This window comes from Agrobacterium tumefaciens, assembly GCF_005221385.1.
GTDB classification, from domain to species: Bacteria; Pseudomonadota; Alphaproteobacteria; order Rhizobiales; family Rhizobiaceae; genus Agrobacterium; species Agrobacterium tomkonis.
Genome location: NZ_CP039904.1, coordinates 2,047,862 through 2,066,083 on the forward strand (window position 1 = coordinate 2,047,862; position 18,222 = coordinate 2,066,083).

Consider the following 18,222-nt stretch of genomic DNA (forward strand, 5'->3'; position numbering starts at 1 on the left):
GTCAGGCGGAAAGAGGTGGCGCGCGCGGCGCGGCGCTCATCAGAAGAACGGATGGCCTGAACGCGGCCGTATCCGCCACGAAACCTTCACCGGTCTCGATGAGGAGCGGCATGCCGGTCATATCGGCCGGTTGCGGCAGCAGGATGCCGGCCACGATCCGGCAAACCTCGCAGACTGGAACAACGGCGTGCCGGTCGGGGTGGGACTGGCCATCGTCGTGATCGAAAGTGTGGCAAAGATCCGGCAGGCTGCCATCAGGCAGCATATAGGCGGAGATTTCAGTTCCGGCAAAACCGGCTTCTGCCACCGGCACGCGATGGGCGAAACCAATGGCGAACAAGGCAAGCGCGCACAGAATGCGCATCCCCTTCTGCCATGTCGTCACCTTTGCGATCATTGCCGGAATTCCCGCCCGAACACTCTCTGAAATTCGCTTCACATTCCGAACTTGTCGATTCACCCGAGACGGACAATTGTCACAGCGGGATGACATGACGTTACGGATTACTCTGTGGCATCGCGCGTGCTTCGTCTGTGCGATAGGTCAAACAGCTCCAAGTTTGGTGACGAGCGCTAAGCGATTTCCCACATACTGCCGGTCAGCGTGGCTTGGCCTTCGAGGCTTTTTGCGCTAATCAGACAGGATGATAAAAACCTCGAGTATCACCTGCATTTAGCTCCCGCCGCAGCGCGAGGAGCATCGAGCGAGAAGCCGACCGGCTTCACGCTTGGCGTCGGCTTGCCAGAAGGCAGGCGAATGCGAACACATGCAGTGAGGCTACCTCAATGGAAAATTATTTCGAAAGCCCCTTCCGGGGCATCACGCTCGACAGGCAGGTAAAGAACCCGAACCTCGTCGTCGGTAAATACAGCTATTATTCCGGATATTATCACGGCCACAGCTTTGAAGATTGCGCCCGTTATCTGCTGCCGGATGAGGGTGCGGACAGGCTGGTGATCGGAAGCTTCTGCTCAATCGGCTCAGGCGCTGCCTTCATCATGGCGGGCAATCAGGGCCATCGGAACGAGTGGATCAGCACTTTCCCGTTCTTCTTCATGCCGGAGGTGCCGGAATTCGAGAAAGCCGAGAATGGCTATCTGCCGGCGGGCGACACCGTCATCGGCAACGATGTCTGGATAGGCTCGGAAGCGATCATCATGCCCGGCATCAAGATCGGCGATGGCGCCGTCATCGGAACCCGGGCGCTGGTGACGAAGAACGTCGAACCCTACGCCATCGTCGGCGGCAACCCCGCCAGAACCATTCGCAAGCGGTTTGATGACGATGACATTGCCCGCCTGCTGGAGATGAAATGGTGGGAGTGGCCGGCAGAAAGGCTCAAGGCCGCAATGCCGCTCATGACCAGCAGCAATGTCGCGGAGCTGTATCGGTTCTGGCAGTCTGACATTCTGTAGATATAAAGCTGCCGGCTCGTCTCCTTGAGGCGGGCCGGCGATCGCTCCTGATCCAGGAGCTGTTTCCGGATATGTGAAGGCCAGACGCCCACCCTGTCACTGCAATTCCAGGCCCTCCTGAAGAATGGATTTTCGAGCCGCCTCGCCAGCTTCGGCCTTGCCGTCTCGATATAGTCACCAGCCTGACGCGCATAAAGGGAGCGGGATGAAGCCCTTGTGGATTTCCGTCGAAAGTAAGCTCAGCATCTCCTGCAGTCTGTAGCGCGCAAAGGTTCCATTTGCCGGCGCAAGGCCCGCCTCGGGCCTCCGGTCTGCAAGATATTGAACGGTGACGGGACCTTCCCGCTGCAGGTTGCCGTCTTCAAGCTCCAGCGCCGGAATATAGCCATGCGGGTTGATGTTGTAGAAGTTCTTCCCTTGATCCGTTGTGCGATCATTCTGATCGACCTTGATGAATTCGACGTCGAGACCCAGCTCGTTTGCGCAGGCACAACAGCGACCAACTTCACGTTTTGAAATAAACGGTCACCGAAAATGAGTTTCCATCCCGTGCCTGTGCGGTCATGTGTTTGTGAAGTTCGTATGAGCCATTGTTCTACGACACACGAATCAAAGAGCTGACAGCATGGAAAATCCGTTTGCACTGAATCATCTTTCCGAAAACACGGTCTTCCATAAAGGCGATGTTTTCGTCCTTTTCGGCGAACTGTTCGGCCGCGGATATGCCACCGGCCTGCTCGATGAAGCCAGACGGGCTGGAATGGAGATTGTCGGGATCACGGTCGGGCGGCGCGACGAGAACAATGTGCTGCGGCCGCTCAACGCCGAGGAACTGGCTTCGGCGGAGGCCCAGCTGGGCGGCAGGATCATCAACATCCCTCTCATGGCGGGTTTCGATCTGGATGCGCCCGAAGGCGGCCCAACGCCCACAGATCTCCTGGCAAATATGACGCTTGAGAGCTGGGAACACGACAAGCTCGACTGGGACTATGTCGGACAATGCCGCGACATCGCCACTGCGCGTTTTAAGGAAGCGCTTTCAAAAGTCATGGCCGTTCTCGATGGCATGATCGCCTCTGGCCGCAATGTTTTCTTCGCCCACACAATGGCCGGAGGCATCCCGAAGGCGAAGGTGTTCCTGGTCGTCGCCAATCGAATCTACAAGGGAACCGGAACCCGCCACATGTCGTCGCAGACCCTGCTCGACAGTGATCTGGGAAAACTCATCCTGCAGAATTTTGACGACGTCTCTGCAAATACCTTCCGCCATCTCATTGATTTCAGCGCGGCGATCCGCGAACGTGTGGAGGCTTCGGGCGGACAAGTGCGATACACGGCCTACGGTTACCACGGATCAGCCGTCCTCATTGACGGAAGCTATCGTTGGCAGACCTACACCAATTACACGCAGGGTTATGCCAAGATGCGGCTCGAAGGCATTGCAGAGGAGGCCTGGGCGACAGGCATCAAGACAACTGTCTATAATTGTCCCGAAATCCGCACCAATTCGTCCGATGTGTTCACTGGTATCGAGCTGCCCCTGATACCGCTGCTGCTTGCGTTGAAGAAAGAAAACGGTGGCCAATGGGCAGACGAACAGTGGCAGGCCTGCGAGCAGTTGCTGGCCGATGGCTTAACCATGGAAGACGTTTTCGGCAAGATCGCCGCCATGCAGGCCAGCGAGGTCATGCGTCCGTTTTATGATTTTTCGGCCTGGCCCATGGCAAACAGCCAGGCACAGGCTGATTTGACCATCGGCACGTCCAATGAGATCACCCAGATGCATCGCGACAGAAAGGTGATGATCAGCGACCTCCTGAGCGGCCTCGTTGTGAAGGCAACCGGGCAGCTGATTTTCGGCGAATCGTCCGAACCCTCCGGTCCTGTCCTGTGGCTCAACCACGATATCGTGGCTCGCCGACTGAACGCTTCCCACGTGCATTCGAAGTCTGTCGCGCCGCTTGTCGCGTAGGGAATGGAAGCCTCACACCTTGAGGTGATGTGGAGGCTTCCAGGCATCGCTTGGAAACTCGGTGTTTTGGCCATGGAGCGTTGAATTTTTAGAGCGGCGATGACGGCAAGGCTGAATCGGCCGAATCTGCTGTCGATCTAAAAACGCCTGACGCCAGGATTGGCGAACAGACCTTGGAGAATGACTTTTTGTCGGGTGCGCTCGGCAAGGCGGGAGTGCCATCGGCAACATCAGCCTCCTGGTGTCCGCTTCATGTCAAATCCGGAGGTATGCTGCCGTTCAGGTGTATTCGGCGAAATGAGGAGCATCGGGTCGTTGAACAATGTAACATCAGCAGAGTGGCAGGAATTTGTAACCCGAAGGTCGAAAGAGCTCCCCGACCCGGCCGTGGCTAAGGCTCTATCGAGGTTTCAGCTGGTTCCTGGCGGCCCGCAGACGGAAACCGCAGATGCATATATTCATCGCGGTGATCTGGAGATTGACGGGGATTTCGTCCCGTCTTCATGGATCACTGTGATCGACGGAAACCTGCGTGTCAGCGGCAAGGTTTCAACACGCATCGAAGGCGGCGATGGACATGTTACCCTCGTCGTTTTCGGCGATCTGAACTGCGGCAGCATCGATAATGACTGGGCCAGCATTATCTTCGTCACCGGAGACGCTGTCGTCAGGGAGTGGGTTTTCGCGTCAAGGGAAGACTCGTCAATGGTAATAGGTGGCGATTTCAGGACACCGATTTTTATCGGTGCCGATATTTGGGTATCTGTCGGTGGTTCCGTCGAGATGGAATACGGTTACGGGTACGCAGTCGCTCTCGCGTGGTTTGCTGATGCCTATGGCGCAGCCCAGATACAGCCGACTTATGGTTGGCGCGAGTTGGCCATGAAGCTCGGCCTGGGACAAGGGCGCATTCGCGAGGAGCTTGTGGAATTGCTGGAGGAGCGTTTGCGAACGACAGGAAGCCTGTTGCGCCCAGTATGAACGACGGGGGACACTCTGTCCTTCGTATAGTTTTTGACCCGAACCCCCAGTCACTTCGGACGTGCCGCTTCGACTGTTCTTGCGCGGAAGCACGGCTTGCCCTTCGTCAGCGGCGGGCGGAATGGCAAGCAGGATGGCGTCGCGACAGGCACGCGCCTGACGATAGACGGCGTCACTCGAACCGTAGATACTGTCCCTGAACAGCCTGACAATCCGGTGGCCGCGCCTCGTTAAACTCACGCACCAGCCCGCACCGTGGTGAGTCCCGGCGGCGTCTTCCCGTCTAAGGCCATAGTGATCGGCATCATGCTTCATTGGTCTCGGCGTCGTTCCGGTCGTCACGCTCTGCTCGCGCTATCAGATGTCATAGATGGTATTTTGGCATTTTCTGGTTGCATAATTTATGATGAGTCCTTGGTGTCGCCACAATGTTTGATTGCATTCTGTCGAGAATTTGACAGCTGATTGATTTTCCATCGATCTGAACACCCCGGGGGTTCAATGACCGACCAGCCTGCATCTTCGGACTTTCTCCAGGCGAGCCGCGTTCTCAAGGTCAAGTCCCCGCTGGGCGAAGACCAGCTTCTTCCGGAACGACTTGCGGTTGACGAGGGCGTATCACGGCTCTTCGAAATCCACCTGACCCTGCGGGCCAAGAAGGAAGCGGTCAAGCCCGAGGAGCTGATTGGCCGGCTTGTCGATGTGTCGGTCGAGATCAGCCAGGGCGATGGCGACGGTGGCGGTGTTCGCCGGCCGTTCAATGGTCTGGTGACGGAATTGCACGAAGGTCCGCCGATCACCCGCGGCATGCGCTCCTATGCGCTGACGCTGCGGCCGCAGATGTGGCTTCTGTCACGCCGCTCGGATTGCCGCATCTGGATGGACAAGACGGCGGTCGAGATCGTCGAGACGCTGTTTTCCGAACACGGCATTCCCGCCCCCGATACATCGGGCATCATCTCGCCGCCGCCGGCGCAGCATTACAGTGTGCAGTTTAACGAGACCGATCTGGACTATCTCACCCGGCGTTTCGAAGAGGACGGGCTGTTCTACTGGTTTGCCCATGAGGACGGTTCCCACAAGCTGCATGTGGCCGATAGCGCCAGCGGCTGGCTTGGGCCGTCGCCGGCCGCCCAGGGTGAGGGGACGGTGCGTCTGGCGCAGGGGTCGTCGGATCGCAACCACATTAGCGACTGGGCGCGGCGTTTTTCCTATGTGTCGGGCCAGCGCGCGGGTGCGGACTGGAATTTCGAGACACCGGGCATGGTGCCTGGCACCATGACGCCCTCACTGGTGCAGATGCCGGATGCGACGAAACGCGAGCTTTATGAATATCCGGCCCGCATCAAGACGGTTGAAGAGGCCGAGCGGGCGCAGAAACTCAGAACCCAATCCATCGAGGCCGATCATGACCGGGTATTCGGGTCTTCGACCACGCGCATCCTGGAAGCCGGCCGCCGCTTTACGCCTTACGAGGTTGCGCATCCGGAACATGCCTATGAAGAACATGTGATCATCAGGGCAAGCCACAGTATTGTGGATCTCTCCTATGAGACAAACAGCAACGAGCCGGAATATCGCAATCACTTCGAGGCGATCCCGGCACGCGTGCCGCTGACGCCGCACCGTGCGACGAAGCGGCCGCGCATCGAGGGTACGCAGGTGGCGATCGTCGCCGGTCCTGAAGGCGAGGAAATCCATCCGGATCAATATGGCCGCATCAAGCTGTGGTTCCCGTGGGACCGCAAGGCGAAGAAGGATGGAACCGATACGTGCTGGGTGCGCGTCAGCCAGGCATGGGGCGGCGGGACGTGGGGCGCGCAGGTCATCCCGCGCATCGGCATGGAAGTGATGGTCGCCTTTGTCGATGGCGATCCGGACAAGCCGCTGGTCATCGGCGTGGTCAACAATCCTGCCAATTCCGTTCCTTACGACCTGCCCGCCAACAAGACGCGCATGGTACTGCGTTCCAACAGCCACAAGGGTGATGGCTTCAACGAAATCACCTTCGAGGACGAGGCCGGCAAGGAGAACCAGTTCTTCCACGCCCAGAAGGACCAGACGACGCGGGTTCTGAATGACCGGACCAAGCGTATTGACCGGCACGAGGTTGCCTCGGTCGGCGGCAACCGCGCGGTGGAGGTTTCCGGCAACCAGAAACACGAGATCGGCGGCTCGGTGAACACCGTCGTTGGCGGCACGGGGCCGATGGCGATGATGGCCATGGCGGGCGTGCAGGCGCTCTCCGGACAGACGGCGGGGTTGCTCAGTCAGGCAGCACAGATCGCCGGTGGAGGTGGCCCGGGTGTCGCTGCCTTTGCTACGACACTTGCCTCATCGGCGCTTGGCTTTCTCGGTGCTGGCGGCATGTCGTCGCGGGATGGTGTGGTCTCCGGCCCAAGTCCGCGGGCGGATGCGGGCACGGCGCTTGCAGGATCGGGCACGGGTGTCGGGTCTGATGCCTCCGGTCTCTTTCCGCTGCCGGGCATCATGAACACGATAATCGGTTCGTTTCAGTCCACATCCGTTGGCATCGCAAAAACCGAGCAGGTTGGGGTCAGCAAGGTCACGAATGTCGGCCAGACATCCATGGAGAATGTCGGCAAGGCAAAGAAACTTACTGTCGGAGAGGAGTATGTCATCGAAGTCGGTAAGTCATCTATGACGATGAAGAAGGACGGCACTATCATCATCAAGGGCGTGACGTTTCATTTCGAGGCTGAAGGTTCGTTCCAGCAGATCGGCAAAGTCATAGACCTCAACTGATTAGGCTCCTGGAAAAATGGTCAAGATCACCAACTTCACGCCTTTTGCGAACCTCCGATTCTCAAACCGCAATGCTGCGGGCAAGGAATTCGGTGTGTTCATGGCAAAGACTGCCCTGGATATTGGCATGGATGGCGAATGCCGGTTTTCGAGCGAGCAGGAGCCGTTTGTTTTCACTGACACGTACCATGGCGATCTCAATCTCTCTTCGGTGCGCTACCCGTCCGATTTCGTACCCTATAAACCGCATAGTGAGGTCATCGTTGATGCGACGGCCTACGCTCCGGGCGGAAAGCCAGCAACAGAATGGCCTGTTTCCATCAAGGTATCCGACGATCTGGGCATTTTTGTCCATCATGAATTGCGGGTCACAGGGCCGAGGAAGTGGACCCCGACGTGGCTGAGGGAGTTGAGCGACGGGCAGAAGCGGGACTGGCGGAAGTTTAAACCGCTTTTCCGAGGCTGGGCATTGTCTTCCCCGGGTCCAATCAGGAGCCTGCCGATCCGGTACGAGCACGCCTTCGGAGGTACTATCGACAAGGGTTTTGACGATGACGGCAATCCTGTGCTGGAGGCCTTTCAGCACAATCCGATTGGGTGCGGCTTGATTGACCCGGAGTTCACCGACCACACAAAGCCGGTCCATGCGCCACAAATTTTAAGTAGAGACACAGTGTTGTCGGACGCCCATGGGCAGTACGCTGTTGAAGGTCTAGGCCCGGTTCCGCCTGCATGGCTGCCGCGCCGTCCTTTGGGTGGAACCTATGACGAGCACTGGATCGAGCACATCTGGCCCAACTGGGCGGCAGATTACGATTACCGTTTCCACAATTCGGCGCCTGTCAGCAGTCAGGGTGCCCGTTATCTGGAAGGTGCGGTTCGCATAGAATTGCAGAACCTTTTTCCTGACCGTCCTGATTTCACTATTCGCCTGCCCGACGAACAGCTGGTCGCGATCTCTCGGCGCAATGACGAAAGCGTTGTGGCGCTCAAGATGGTTCTTGATACTGTTTATCTTGAGATCAGTGAGCAGGACCAGAACGACCCGCGGATTTATTGTATCTGGCGCACACCCTACGATATGACGGCGACTGAAGATCTCGCTCTTTTGCGCTGTGGCCCTCAAGATATGCGGCGGATCAATCCGGTTCGGGTGAACCCCGATGAGGTTGCCTGCGATCCTGTGCTTCTTGATCCCGACCGGGATGAAGAGGAGGCCGCCTGATGGCAATTCCGATTTCTGCACGTCGCGACGGCGCGAACATCATGCATTGCACCGGTCCGGATGTCTGCAAGACGCCGATGGGTTCCTCGATGGTACCGGTTCCCTACATGTCCATGGTGGCACTGGGGTCTTCCGTGCGCACGTCACGGACGGTCCGTAATAACGGTAACCAGGATTTTCAGCTGAATTCCCGGGCGCTGGTCGTGACGGGTCATGAGCCGGGCGTCGGAAAGGGCGTTAAGATCAGCGGCTACAAGTCTCATGCGCTGGCCAAGAAGGGTTCAAAAACGGTCTTTTCCGAAGGCTGGGCAGTTGTACGCGATTCCGATCCGGCCTGGATCAACAGGCCGGGACCGGGAGGCATCGAACCCCATCGTACCATCGGCGAAGAAAAGGTGCCAATCCTCCTGGCTGGCAGCGGCGGAACGCCGGGCAACAACCGAGCTCAGAACCGGCAAGTGAGGGCGCTGGGGAAGCAGTACGGATTGACTGACGACCAGCTGGAACAACTTCATGAGATTATTACCAAGCAGAACTATGGATTTCAAGAAATCAAAAAGATTATCATCGACGAGTTCGGCAAATGAGTTTCCAGGACGACATTCAATCTCTAGTCGGGCTTCCGATCTCTGCCTCAAAATACATTATTGGCAGCATATTTCATCTGCTTTTCGCATCCGCCGACGGTGAGGTGAAACTGATCTGCAACGGATGTCAGTGGGCGTTGATCGATGAGAGCGGCGCGATCGTGCTGCAGGACGAGGCTGCCCTCTCAAGTGGAGTGATCGGAAGCCATTTCACAGGTAAGCGACTGAGGGCCGCCGAAGTCTCGCCCGATGCGTTAACGCTACGCTTCGATGACATGGTCTTCCACGCCTTTATGACCGAGGAATACCATCTCGACATCCACGAGGGCGCCGCGCTTGGCTCGCCCGAATGGCGGCAGCTACCAGAGGCGGCGCGCGATAGTTTCGTGATTGTCTCGCGCCTGCGGGAGACGGTGGGCTGGGAGTTTTCCGCCTATTCAAATCTGGCGGGTATCTCTTGGGGCGCGGCCTACCTGGCGGTGCAGGAGGCCTCACATGGCGGGTGATGAAGAGGTCCATCAGCGCAATGGCGGACAGCCGCATGTCGCCCAGACGCCCGCCAATGCCGATGGGCGTGTGGTCGTAGGATCGGGCGCACCTCAACAGGATGCCGAGGCGCTTCGCCAGCAGATGATCGATGACCGCAAGCAGGAACTGCGCGAGATCGATGAGGAACTGAGTGCCCTGAACCGTGAGGTGGGTAGCAACCGTCCAAACGCGGAACAGATCGAATACGGGACCAACCTGCAGGCCGACGCCTATATCGCGGCGACGGAACTCAATGCGCTGGAAAATCACTCCTACGCGGAATCGTTTGAGGATTTCATAGAGACCAATGGCAGCATGCAAGGGTCTCTTGATAACATGACGGGACCGCAGCGCCTTCATATGGCGCGGGGCCAGTCTGATGACTTCCTCGCCCGGGCGTCCGGGTGGGATATAATAGAGGTAGGCCCGCAGGACTTGCTTGGCGGTCCCGGCGGGTGGCTGGGCAGGCGAGGGAGAAAACTCTTCGGCCGTTGGCGAAGGCCGCGTGGCCGATTGGGAGGCAATCGTACTCGCGCACAGGAACGCGTGAGGGGGCGCAGGCGCAAACGACGTGAACGCAAAGAGTGCCGGCTCGCCGGCAATCCGGCTTTTATGCCGACGGGAATTCCAGTCCATTACGATCCCGATTTCTCCATTCCCGGTTTGCTCAAGCTTGCGATCACCAGCACATGGTACGGCGATGTCGAGGCAAGTGGCCCACTCGGCCGCGGCCGACTGAGCGATATCGATGCGACTATAAGCAGGAACGAGGCCAAGGGTTTCACCCTGCTCGACGAAGATGGTTTCGCTGTCAATTTCAAGGCGCCGACGCCTATTCCCGATGGATGGGAAGAGGGCGACACGGTCCGCAATACCAGTCTGATGCAGGGCCATGGCCGCGCACTGATCCTTAAAGAGGATGCACTGGAAACCCATTTCGCCAAAGGCAGGGACGGTATCTGGCGTATCGCGCAAATCAAGGACCGGCGCGGAAATGCACTCCAGTTCGCGCGGGATACCGCCGAAAACCTTCTGTCGATCACGACCCCTGAAGGCCTGAAAATACTGTTTTCTTACGAAGGCAGCTTGCGCATGCTGGCTGAACTTGGAGGTGTTGATGGCAGCCGCAAGACGGTCATGCGCTATCGCTATGATGAGAAGCAGCGGATGGTGCTGGCGGAATGCCCCTATGGCGAACGTCATGAATTTGCTTACGATGACTGGGGCATGCTTTCTGAAGTCATTCGCAACGGCCATTATCATGCGAAGTTCGAGCATGACGAGAAGGGTAGACGCACGCGAACGGTCAGCAACCTGGGTGTATCCGCGACTTTCCAGTATGATGAAGTAAACCGGATCACGACCTACATGCCCGGCTCGGACAGGCACCGCGCCATCCAGTTTCATTATGACGAAAATGGCGCGATCATCCGCGAAGTGAACGCGCTCGGTCATGAGAAACGCTTTGTAACAGACGATGAAGGGCGGATTGCAGCCGAGATCGACGGAGAAGGCAATGAGACCCGTTACGCCTACGACGCGGCCGGAAATGTGAAAAGCATTCGGGACCCGGTCGGTCGTTCGACCTATTACGGTTGGACGTCCGAAGGCGATATGGAGCTCGTCATAGACAATGCTGGAAAAGCATGGGACTTCCATTACGACGATTTTGGCGCACTTAGCCTTGTCAAAAGCCCGGTCGGGCATATTTCAGAAATCCGCAACAATGCGGCCGGACTGCCAACCGGCGTCCTTCGGCATGACGGACTGATTGCGCAGAACGCTTATGACGGCCACAACTGGCTCACCGAAACGCTGGACTTCCGCAATGCGCGCACGCGCTTCGAACGAGACGCCTTTGGGCGCGTCGTCCGGATGACTGAAGCAAACGGCGCTTCGACCACTTACGAATACGAGGACCAGTCGGGGCATAATTTCTTTCGCCCGACGCGTATTATCCGACCGGATGGTGCTGTGTTCAGCAGCTATACCTCAGAGAACGGACGCCTACTGGAAACCGTGGATGGGGAAGGGCGCAGAAGCCGTTACGAATATGACGGACTTGGCAATCTTGTCCTGTCGGTCACCCCCTTGGGCGGGCGCATCGGTTTCCATTACGATGACGAACTCAATCTGATGAAGGTGGTCAACGAAGCGGGACGGGAATGGACCTTCGTTCGTGACGTTGGCGGACGTATTGTTCAGGAAACCGATTTTAGCGGGAGAACGACCGATTACGCGCTCGATAGAGCGGACAGGGTGGTCGAGGCGAAGCAGCCGGATGGCAGAGTCCTCGCCTATGAACGGGACGCGTCGGGAAGCATTGTCAGCCGCTCCGCCTTTTTGCCGGGTGAAACCAAAGCGCTGCAGCGCGAGACATTTGCTTATGACGATGTCGGGAGATTGAATCTCGCCAGCAACGCCCACGTCACGATCTCACTGGAGTATGATGCAGCCGGCCAGCCGATTTCGGAAACGACAAACGGAATCCGCATCGAAAGCGAGTATGATTGTTGTGGCAATCGGGTGAAGCGTCGTATAGGCGATCAGGTGGTCACCTATGATTACGACCCGCTCGGTGCCCTGACCGGCGTATCTCTCGGCGAACGTCCTGTTCTGAATGTCATACGGGATAGATTGGGGCAGCCCGTCCGCCGCACGACGCCGGAAGGCTTCGTTATCGAATTTGTCCATGACCCCCTGGGCCAGCTCGTCCGCCAGACGGCGTCCAGCCGAGTGCAGGCCGGCAGGCAGCGATCGACTCCGCTGCCGGAAATCTGGTCACGGCAGTTCGAATGGGACCGCTCAGCGGCACCGACCATGGTGGCCGATCCACTTTGGGGCACCAGTTGTTATGAAATGGATGGCAACGGACAGGTCACCGTTGCGTGGCACGGGGGCCCGAATCCTGGAGCGCCTGTTCTTGCGACCGTTCCGGCCGATGCCATTGCCGGGATCGGCGGCGACAACCGCGAGGTGGAGCGTTTCGATTACGCGCCGACCCAGGATATTGCTGCGTCGGAAACGGCCCTTCCCGACCACCCGCTCGGTCGCCCTCTTCGACAATGGTCACACGCCACTGGCGGCGAGGTGCTGGAGGCCTTTGGGCCCCACGGCGAGCAGATTCGTTACGAGTATGATGCTGCCGGTCGCGTCTCCGACCGGCATGTGGATCGCAACGGGTTCCGCCGGCAGAGCTTCCATTACCTTTGGGACGGTTTTGATCAGCTGATTGGGGTGGAATGCCCGGATGGGTCGGCTTGGCGGTACTCCTACGATCCGTTCGGGCGCCGAATCGAAAAGCAGCAGGTTCGGGCAGCAAGGCGACAGGGCAGGAATGGCGGCGCCACTCTTTCAGTTCACCGATTCCTTTGGGACGGCGACGTGCTGGCGGTGGAGCATCGGATAGCGGATGCTTCGGAAGACAGGCAGTCTTTCGTTTGGTGGCATTTTGAGCCTGACAGCTTTGTGCCAATGCTCCGGGTCGACATTAACGCTTCCGGCGAGCAACGTATTCTCCACGTCGTAACCGACCATCTTGGTGCGCCGAGAGAGCTGGTGAGGCCATCAGGCGAAGTCGTCTGGTCCTCGTCCTACAGGTTGTGGGGCGGAATTCGGGGTCTTTGGACCGCGGCCAATGACAATCGCGGAGCGGTTTCTGGTGGCGCTGTATCCCGAGGTTTCGGATCGGTTCAGGCCCTGCTTGTCAACGTTGCTGATACTGAGCCGGGAGGCGATGACCAAGCCGGGATAAGCGCGCACACGGCGGTGATCGATGCTGATCTCTGCCCCATCCGGTTCCTGGGGCAATGGGAAGATGCTGAGACTGGCCTCTGTTACAACCGCTTCAGGACATATGATCCGTCAACAGGCCAATATCTGAGCGCCGATCCTACAGGTCTTCTTGGGGGGCTGCGCACCCATGGTTATGTCGAGATACCGACGTGGTGGGCGGATCCACTCGGCCTTTATGGCGTATACGTTTTTCAAATGAAACCTGGCAAACGGTGTTATGTGGGCAAGGGTGAGCCGACGCGCATGGCGGAGTCGATGCGCTATCGAACCGGGTCGAGCACGAGAGAGCAAGGTCGTAACCGATGCCCGCGCCGTCTTTATACCAATACCGATGCAGATGCGGCGGTGGCTGGTATGACCCCGAGAGACTATGGCGCGTTGGTCGAGAACCGACTTTTGTCCCAATCGGGATTTAACGCGGTTGCTGATAGCAACTGGGCCAATGTGAAACTCGACGGGCAATCGGTGTTTAACCGTGCTACACCTGCGCAACGAGCGGCTGCAACTTTGACTGCGACACGAATAAGAACCGCCTTTGGTCGATGCTGATGATCGAAACCGCAGTTTGGTGTTTGGTTTTAGCGATGCATGAATGGAGAAACTAATTGTCTGAGATCGTTTTGGAAATAGATGAAAGAACGATGGAAAACCTGATGACAGGGCCATATATCTTCATCGAGGAGACGCGATCCCCGGCATTCCGGAAGACAGCCTATTTCAACAAGGCTGCCTTCAAGGTTTATTCGAACCTCATCGATGAACATGGTTGCACCGGATTTTCGATCGAGGTTGAAGACATCGCCGAGAACGAACTGCAGGACTATTTCTCTCCCGATTTCAGCAGCATCCGCAAGAAGGATGATATCATTGAAATCGGCATAGTCGGGTCCGGCGCCTTCTCCGAGGATTTCGATCTCGACGTCTTCAAAAGTTTCCCGAACATCAAAAAGATCACTACCCACGGCATTTCTTTCCGGTCCAGACTGCCGGAGCTTTTTCCGAAGCTCGAGACCTGGCTTAATCTCGATTGGAAGAGCAATAAGGTCGAGAACCTTGGCAACGAATGGCCGGATTTGAAAAATCTCGGGCTACACGGGTTCAGCGGATCGCTTGCACTTTTCGAAAAGTCACCGATTAGAAAACTCTTTCTGATCTCATCGACTATCAAGGACATTGACGACATTCTGCGCTTTGAGGATCTTGAAGTCCTGCAACTTGTTTCCAGCAGGATTACGGGCGACGTCTCACGCCTGTCGGAACTTACCAAACTACGATCACTGCGTTTCGAGGGTAAGAACAAGCTTGAGGGCTGGGATAAGCTGGCGAGCAGGTCGCTCGAAAACCTCGATGCGTCGCATTATCCCTGTAAATTTCCGCGCGACAATTTCCCGAAGCTTGAGAACTATGTCATCAACGTGTATCGCGCTCGGGATCCGTTCTATGAAGAAGGCGGAGATTACGACGCCCTCGGCGACGAATTCGCTGCCCTATGACCGTTCTCTGTATCGCGACCGTCGCGCATTGCGGACCGGGTGCCTCAGGACCATGAATACTTCGTTGTCTTTCGTGAAAATGTAAGTCATTGTTTTGCTAGACTTGAAGTCTGTCGAGGCAATTCGAGGGACAATCTACGCCAGGAGACCGGTACTCCATGTAGCTGTATCATCGGCGTAGCTCAGATATCGCGATCTGCTGGCGTTGCCGATATTTCGGATGCAGCTCTGCGGTCGGCAGATCGTCGGCCTTGAACTGCTTACCGGTGGACCATGGGAGCATGTTAAGCACCACACCAAGCCCGGCGATGATCGCAGCAACTACGGGTTTAGCCCCAAATTTGTTCAGCCCAGAAAATTTCAAGCCAGAAAGAAGAGCACCGAGCGGTTTAAAGATCAAAAAAGGGATCAACAGGAACGGCATGGAGACGAGGGCGAGCACCCCCGGGATCGCCGCCTCCAGCATAGGGTCGCCGCCGTATCGGAGGCGCAGACGCGGGTTACGGGCGACTGCAAAAGGAATAAGTTCTTCCATGAAGCGAACGTAGTCGGCGGATTGATCAGTACCTGTCTCTCCCTGCCAATGCAGTGAGGATATCTCCCTCGATGCGAAGAGCATCCGCAAACGCGCACTGTAGACTGGAAATCCAGTGGAGCCGACCCCACTCGTTACGTAAATGTGCAGGAACCGAATAGACGTCCACGGGATGAGGCTCACGGACTGTCCTCGCCGCACCAAAAGGCCTTTGGCGTCGATGGCGTAAGCCGTCGTGACCATCGTGAATCTCGGGGAGCTTTGGTAAGGGATCGCGACTTGCGTGGTAAAGCTGTACGTCGGAGGGGCATCCGTCTGCAATTGAGAACTCCCGCGCGTTCCAAATGAAAAAGGCAAATCTAACCGGCATTATTCGCTAATCAGAACGGCCAGTGGCTGGCGATTACCTGATATCATTGCTGTAGTTAAACCCAGGTGATATCCAGCGATGCGCCTACGTGGCAACTCCGGTCGGGTGGAACGTCCAAGGGGCGATTGTTCGGATTGCGACCCCGGAAGTCAAATTCCTGCGTGCAATTAAATCCTTTATAGGTTGATTGATCCCGAGGATATTCCAGGAGGTAACTGTGTTTCGCTGGGCTCATCGATTTCTGGCGGTTTTGGGAGTTGCCGTCGGTTCAGCCATTGCGGCGGACGGTGACGCGGTGCGAGCTTTCCACGATGCCGTTCACGTGGGCAAAGTGGAAACGGTCCGGACGATGCTCGCGGCCGATCCTGGGCTTGCCGTTTCCAGGGACCAATATGGTTTCCAGCCAATACACCTGCTCGACATGTATCCCGATGAGGGGGTGCTCGATCTCCTGCTTGCAAATGGAGCAGACATTAATGCCGTGAACGACGAGGGCGTCACCATCCTCCACATCGTCACCGATCCGGATGCCGTCCTGCTCCTTGTGGAACGAGGCGCAAATGTCGAGGCTCGCGACAAAAGAGGATGGACTCCTTTGATCATGCAGGCAAACAACCGGCAGAATGGTCCGGGTGTCGTCGCCGCTCTTCTTGCACACGGCGGTGATCCGAATGCAGAAGGACATGATGGCGAAACCGCTCTTTCCTTCGCAAAGGAAACGGGTGAGGAATCGTTTATCGAGGTCCTCACCGCTAACGGTGCAACGAAGTGACGACCGTTTCAGCTTCGATGCGCCAGGCTCCGAGGGAATAATGACGATCAAAATTATAACGGCTACCGAGGCGAAGAAATCTAAGCTATGGGAAATGCTTTCTGACTATCTGAAAGAGTTAAGTCAGTACGGTGATGTTGACCTCGAATATCCTTTTTTTGATTGTTACTGGCCGACGATGACCGTTGGCCCCACCTAATAGTCAAGGGCGAAAGCACTGTCGGGTTTGCTCTGATAAACACTAGGTCGCCCTCGGGAAAAGGTACTGATTTCGCAATCGCTGAATTTTATGTGCTGCCAGAGTTCCGTAACGCTGGGGTCGGAAGACAAGCATTCTGCCACCTCCTTCACAATCGATCTGGTATCTGGGAGCTTGGTGTCTGAATTAGCCCCCGAAAGGCCCGGACATGCTCCCCCACTTAGCTAAGTGGGTAGGAGTAATGTTGGTAATATGACTAGCAGCAATTTTAAGATGGAAAGGATCGAATTAGGAAACGATTTGATCCACCGATTCTCATACAGCGCATAGCTGTTGACCCGTTTCGGGTTTGAAGTCGCCGCGACCACTTCTCGCCAATTGCGGACATTGCGGTTGCGGCAAAACTCCTTACTCTGCGATCCTTGTGGAATGTCGAAAGAGAATGGAACATGACCGCATTCGCTGATTTGCTCTCCATCCAGCGCGCCTGCAATACTTTGAACCTCGACACCGCGTTGTCGCGTGCGCTTGTCAACACGGCCCGTCCGACAATCTGGCTCCGCCACGGTGATCCAGTGGACGACGCCGCGCTCACCGCGGGGGTAAGTAAAGTAGGAGGCGAGCCTGATCTCCCGCCGCGAATCGCCTGGCCGACCCGCCCTGCATTGGCCGACCCCAATGGCACGGCGAAGAGGCTCCGCGCGATGCTCACGAACCGCCCGGGCGGCGACGATGTGGCGCAGTGCGTAGAATTCGTCATTGAGCATCTGGCGCACGAGACACCGATGGCCTTTCTCGCACAGATGAATCTTTCGGTCATGGCGAACGAACCCGGCTTCGATCCTTCGCTGCCGGATCGCGGTATGTTGTGGGCGTTCAATGATCCTTTTGCCGACTGGTATGGTATGCAATCGCCCAGCGGGGGAATTTCTCTTGTGTGGAGTGACGCCGGTGGATTGGAACGACGCACGACACCGCAGGTAGTGCGCGAGGCCTGGCAAAATGGGGTGAGCGATTATGGCTCCCGGATGTCCGAGCCTTGGGAGGCGGATGTCAAGGCCGAGCCGCTTACTCCCGTCTCTGGCTGGTCAATCACTCCGCGTCTCAGCCGGCACGCCTATATCGATCTTGCAGATGAGCGCTTCGAGATGAAGGAGGGCGGCGGTGATCAGCTTGGAGGATGGGAGGAACCGATTCAACAAAAAATGCATGGCGAAGTGGAATTGATCTCCACTGGTGAAGCAGGCAGCGAACAGGCTTACGCAGAGAGCGTCCTTTCCGCTGGCGAGCGTTGGCGGCATGTGCTGACGATCAACGCAGAGACCTATCTCTGGCGATTGATGCCGACGTGGGGCGATGGCGCAATGTTCATGTTCGTAGACGAGGAAGAACTCGAGGCTCGCCGCTTCGACAAAGCGGTGGGAACCTCTCAGTTCACCTAAGAACGCCCGGTCTCCTCAAACGCGCGACTTTAACACGTCAGACTGGAGCGGCTTGGCAATACATGTCCGGCACTTTTGACTCTTGTTAGGGGGAGGCATGATCCTAGCAAACACCATCTGTAACGGCGTACTGACTGGTTA

The 18,222-nt window shown here is 57.1% G+C and carries 16 protein-coding genes; 13 read left to right on the top strand and 3 right to left on the bottom strand.

Features of this window, described 5'->3' with window-relative positions:
* Window position 1: 1 nt before the first annotated feature.
* Window positions 2-397 carry a hypothetical protein gene (locus CFBP6623_RS24580; RefSeq protein WP_052760256.1) on the bottom strand — a complete coding sequence of 132 codons (396 nt, stop codon included), beginning with the start codon at window positions 395-397 and terminating at the stop codon, window positions 2-4.
* Window positions 398-786: 389 nt separating this feature from the next.
* Between CFBP6623_RS24580 and catB the strand changes: the two genes are divergently transcribed.
* Complete coding sequence (gene catB / locus CFBP6623_RS24585) at window positions 787-1,416, top strand: type B chloramphenicol O-acetyltransferase (RefSeq protein ID WP_046801302.1); 630 nt, start codon at window positions 787-789, stop codon at window positions 1,414-1,416.
* A 174-nt stretch (window positions 1,417-1,590) separates the two neighbouring features.
* Here the strand turns inward: catB and CFBP6623_RS24590 are convergent, their stop codons facing one another.
* The gene (locus CFBP6623_RS24590) at window positions 1,591-1,935 is read right to left on the bottom strand and encodes a glutathione S-transferase N-terminal domain-containing protein (protein WP_332311147.1); all 345 of its coding nucleotides are present in this window, start codon (window positions 1,933-1,935) and stop codon (window positions 1,591-1,593) included.
* A gap of 106 nt (window positions 1,936-2,041) precedes the next feature.
* Between CFBP6623_RS24590 and CFBP6623_RS24595 the strand changes: the two genes are divergently transcribed.
* The 8 genes from CFBP6623_RS24595 (at window position 2,042) to CFBP6623_RS24630 (ending at window position 14,763) form a co-directional block, all read left to right on the top strand.
* Window positions 2,042-3,388 carry an enoyl ACP reductase FabMG family protein gene (locus CFBP6623_RS24595; protein ID WP_080843127.1) on the top strand — a complete coding sequence of 449 codons (1,347 nt, stop codon included), beginning with the start codon at window positions 2,042-2,044 and terminating at the stop codon, window positions 3,386-3,388.
* 315 nt (window positions 3,389-3,703) lie between these two features.
* Entirely contained in the window at window positions 3,704-4,369 is a 666-nt protein-coding gene (locus CFBP6623_RS26965; RefSeq protein WP_167379197.1) for a hypothetical protein, read from the top strand.
* 501 nt (window positions 4,370-4,870) lie between these two features.
* Entirely contained in the window at window positions 4,871-7,135 is a 2,265-nt protein-coding gene (tssI, locus tag CFBP6623_RS24605; protein ID WP_080843128.1) for a type VI secretion system tip protein TssI/VgrG, read from the top strand.
* A 16-nt stretch (window positions 7,136-7,151) separates the two neighbouring features.
* On the top strand, window positions 7,152-8,360 hold the full coding sequence (locus CFBP6623_RS24610; RefSeq protein ID WP_080843129.1) for a DUF2169 family type VI secretion system accessory protein: 1,209 nt from the start codon (window positions 7,152-7,154) through the stop codon (window positions 8,358-8,360).
* Complete coding sequence (locus tag CFBP6623_RS24615) at window positions 8,360-8,947, top strand: PAAR-like domain-containing protein (RefSeq protein ID WP_080843130.1); 588 nt, start codon at window positions 8,360-8,362, stop codon at window positions 8,945-8,947. The genes CFBP6623_RS24610 and CFBP6623_RS24615 overlap by 1 nt, the downstream gene beginning before the upstream one ends.
* Window positions 8,944-9,453 carry a hypothetical protein gene (locus CFBP6623_RS24620; protein ID WP_080843131.1) on the top strand — a complete coding sequence of 170 codons (510 nt, stop codon included), beginning with the start codon at window positions 8,944-8,946 and terminating at the stop codon, window positions 9,451-9,453. The genes CFBP6623_RS24615 and CFBP6623_RS24620 overlap by 4 nt, the downstream gene beginning before the upstream one ends.
* Window positions 9,443-13,819 (top strand): RHS repeat-associated core domain-containing protein, encoded by a 4,377-nt coding sequence (locus CFBP6623_RS24625; protein WP_080843132.1) that lies wholly within the window; start codon window positions 9,443-9,445, stop codon window positions 13,817-13,819. The genes CFBP6623_RS24620 and CFBP6623_RS24625 overlap by 11 nt, the downstream gene beginning before the upstream one ends.
* Before the next feature lie 104 nt (window positions 13,820-13,923).
* Window positions 13,924-14,763, top strand: a complete 840-nt coding sequence (locus CFBP6623_RS24630; RefSeq protein WP_137002589.1) for a hypothetical protein — start codon at window positions 13,924-13,926, stop codon at window positions 14,761-14,763.
* Window positions 14,764-14,932: 169 nt separating this feature from the next.
* Here the strand turns inward: CFBP6623_RS24630 and CFBP6623_RS24635 are convergent, their stop codons facing one another.
* Entirely contained in the window at window positions 14,933-15,541 is a 609-nt protein-coding gene (locus CFBP6623_RS24635) for a hypothetical protein (RefSeq protein WP_080843134.1), read from the bottom strand.
* A gap of 344 nt (window positions 15,542-15,885) precedes the next feature.
* On the opposite strand from CFBP6623_RS24635, the gene CFBP6623_RS24640 reads away from it, so the two are divergent.
* The 4 genes from CFBP6623_RS24640 (at window position 15,886) to CFBP6623_RS24650 (ending at window position 18,081) form a co-directional block, all read left to right on the top strand.
* Window positions 15,886-16,440 (top strand): ankyrin repeat domain-containing protein, encoded by a 555-nt coding sequence (locus tag CFBP6623_RS24640; protein ID WP_080843135.1) that lies wholly within the window; start codon window positions 15,886-15,888, stop codon window positions 16,438-16,440.
* A 40-nt stretch (window positions 16,441-16,480) separates the two neighbouring features.
* Window positions 16,481-16,639: a hypothetical protein gene (locus CFBP6623_RS26970; RefSeq protein ID WP_175415499.1), complete on the top strand. Its 159-nt coding sequence runs from the start codon at window positions 16,481-16,483 to the stop codon at window positions 16,637-16,639.
* Window positions 16,603-16,824, top strand: coding sequence for a GNAT family N-acetyltransferase (locus tag CFBP6623_RS27275; RefSeq protein WP_137002590.1), 222 nt, complete (start codon window positions 16,603-16,605; stop codon window positions 16,822-16,824). Before CFBP6623_RS26970 ends, CFBP6623_RS27275 begins: the two co-directional genes overlap by 37 nt.
* Window positions 16,825-17,088: 264 nt before the next feature.
* On the top strand, window positions 17,089-18,081 hold the full coding sequence (locus CFBP6623_RS24650) for a DUF1963 domain-containing protein (RefSeq protein ID WP_080843137.1): 993 nt from the start codon (window positions 17,089-17,091) through the stop codon (window positions 18,079-18,081).
* The last annotated feature ends 141 nt before the right edge of the window (window positions 18,082-18,222 follow it).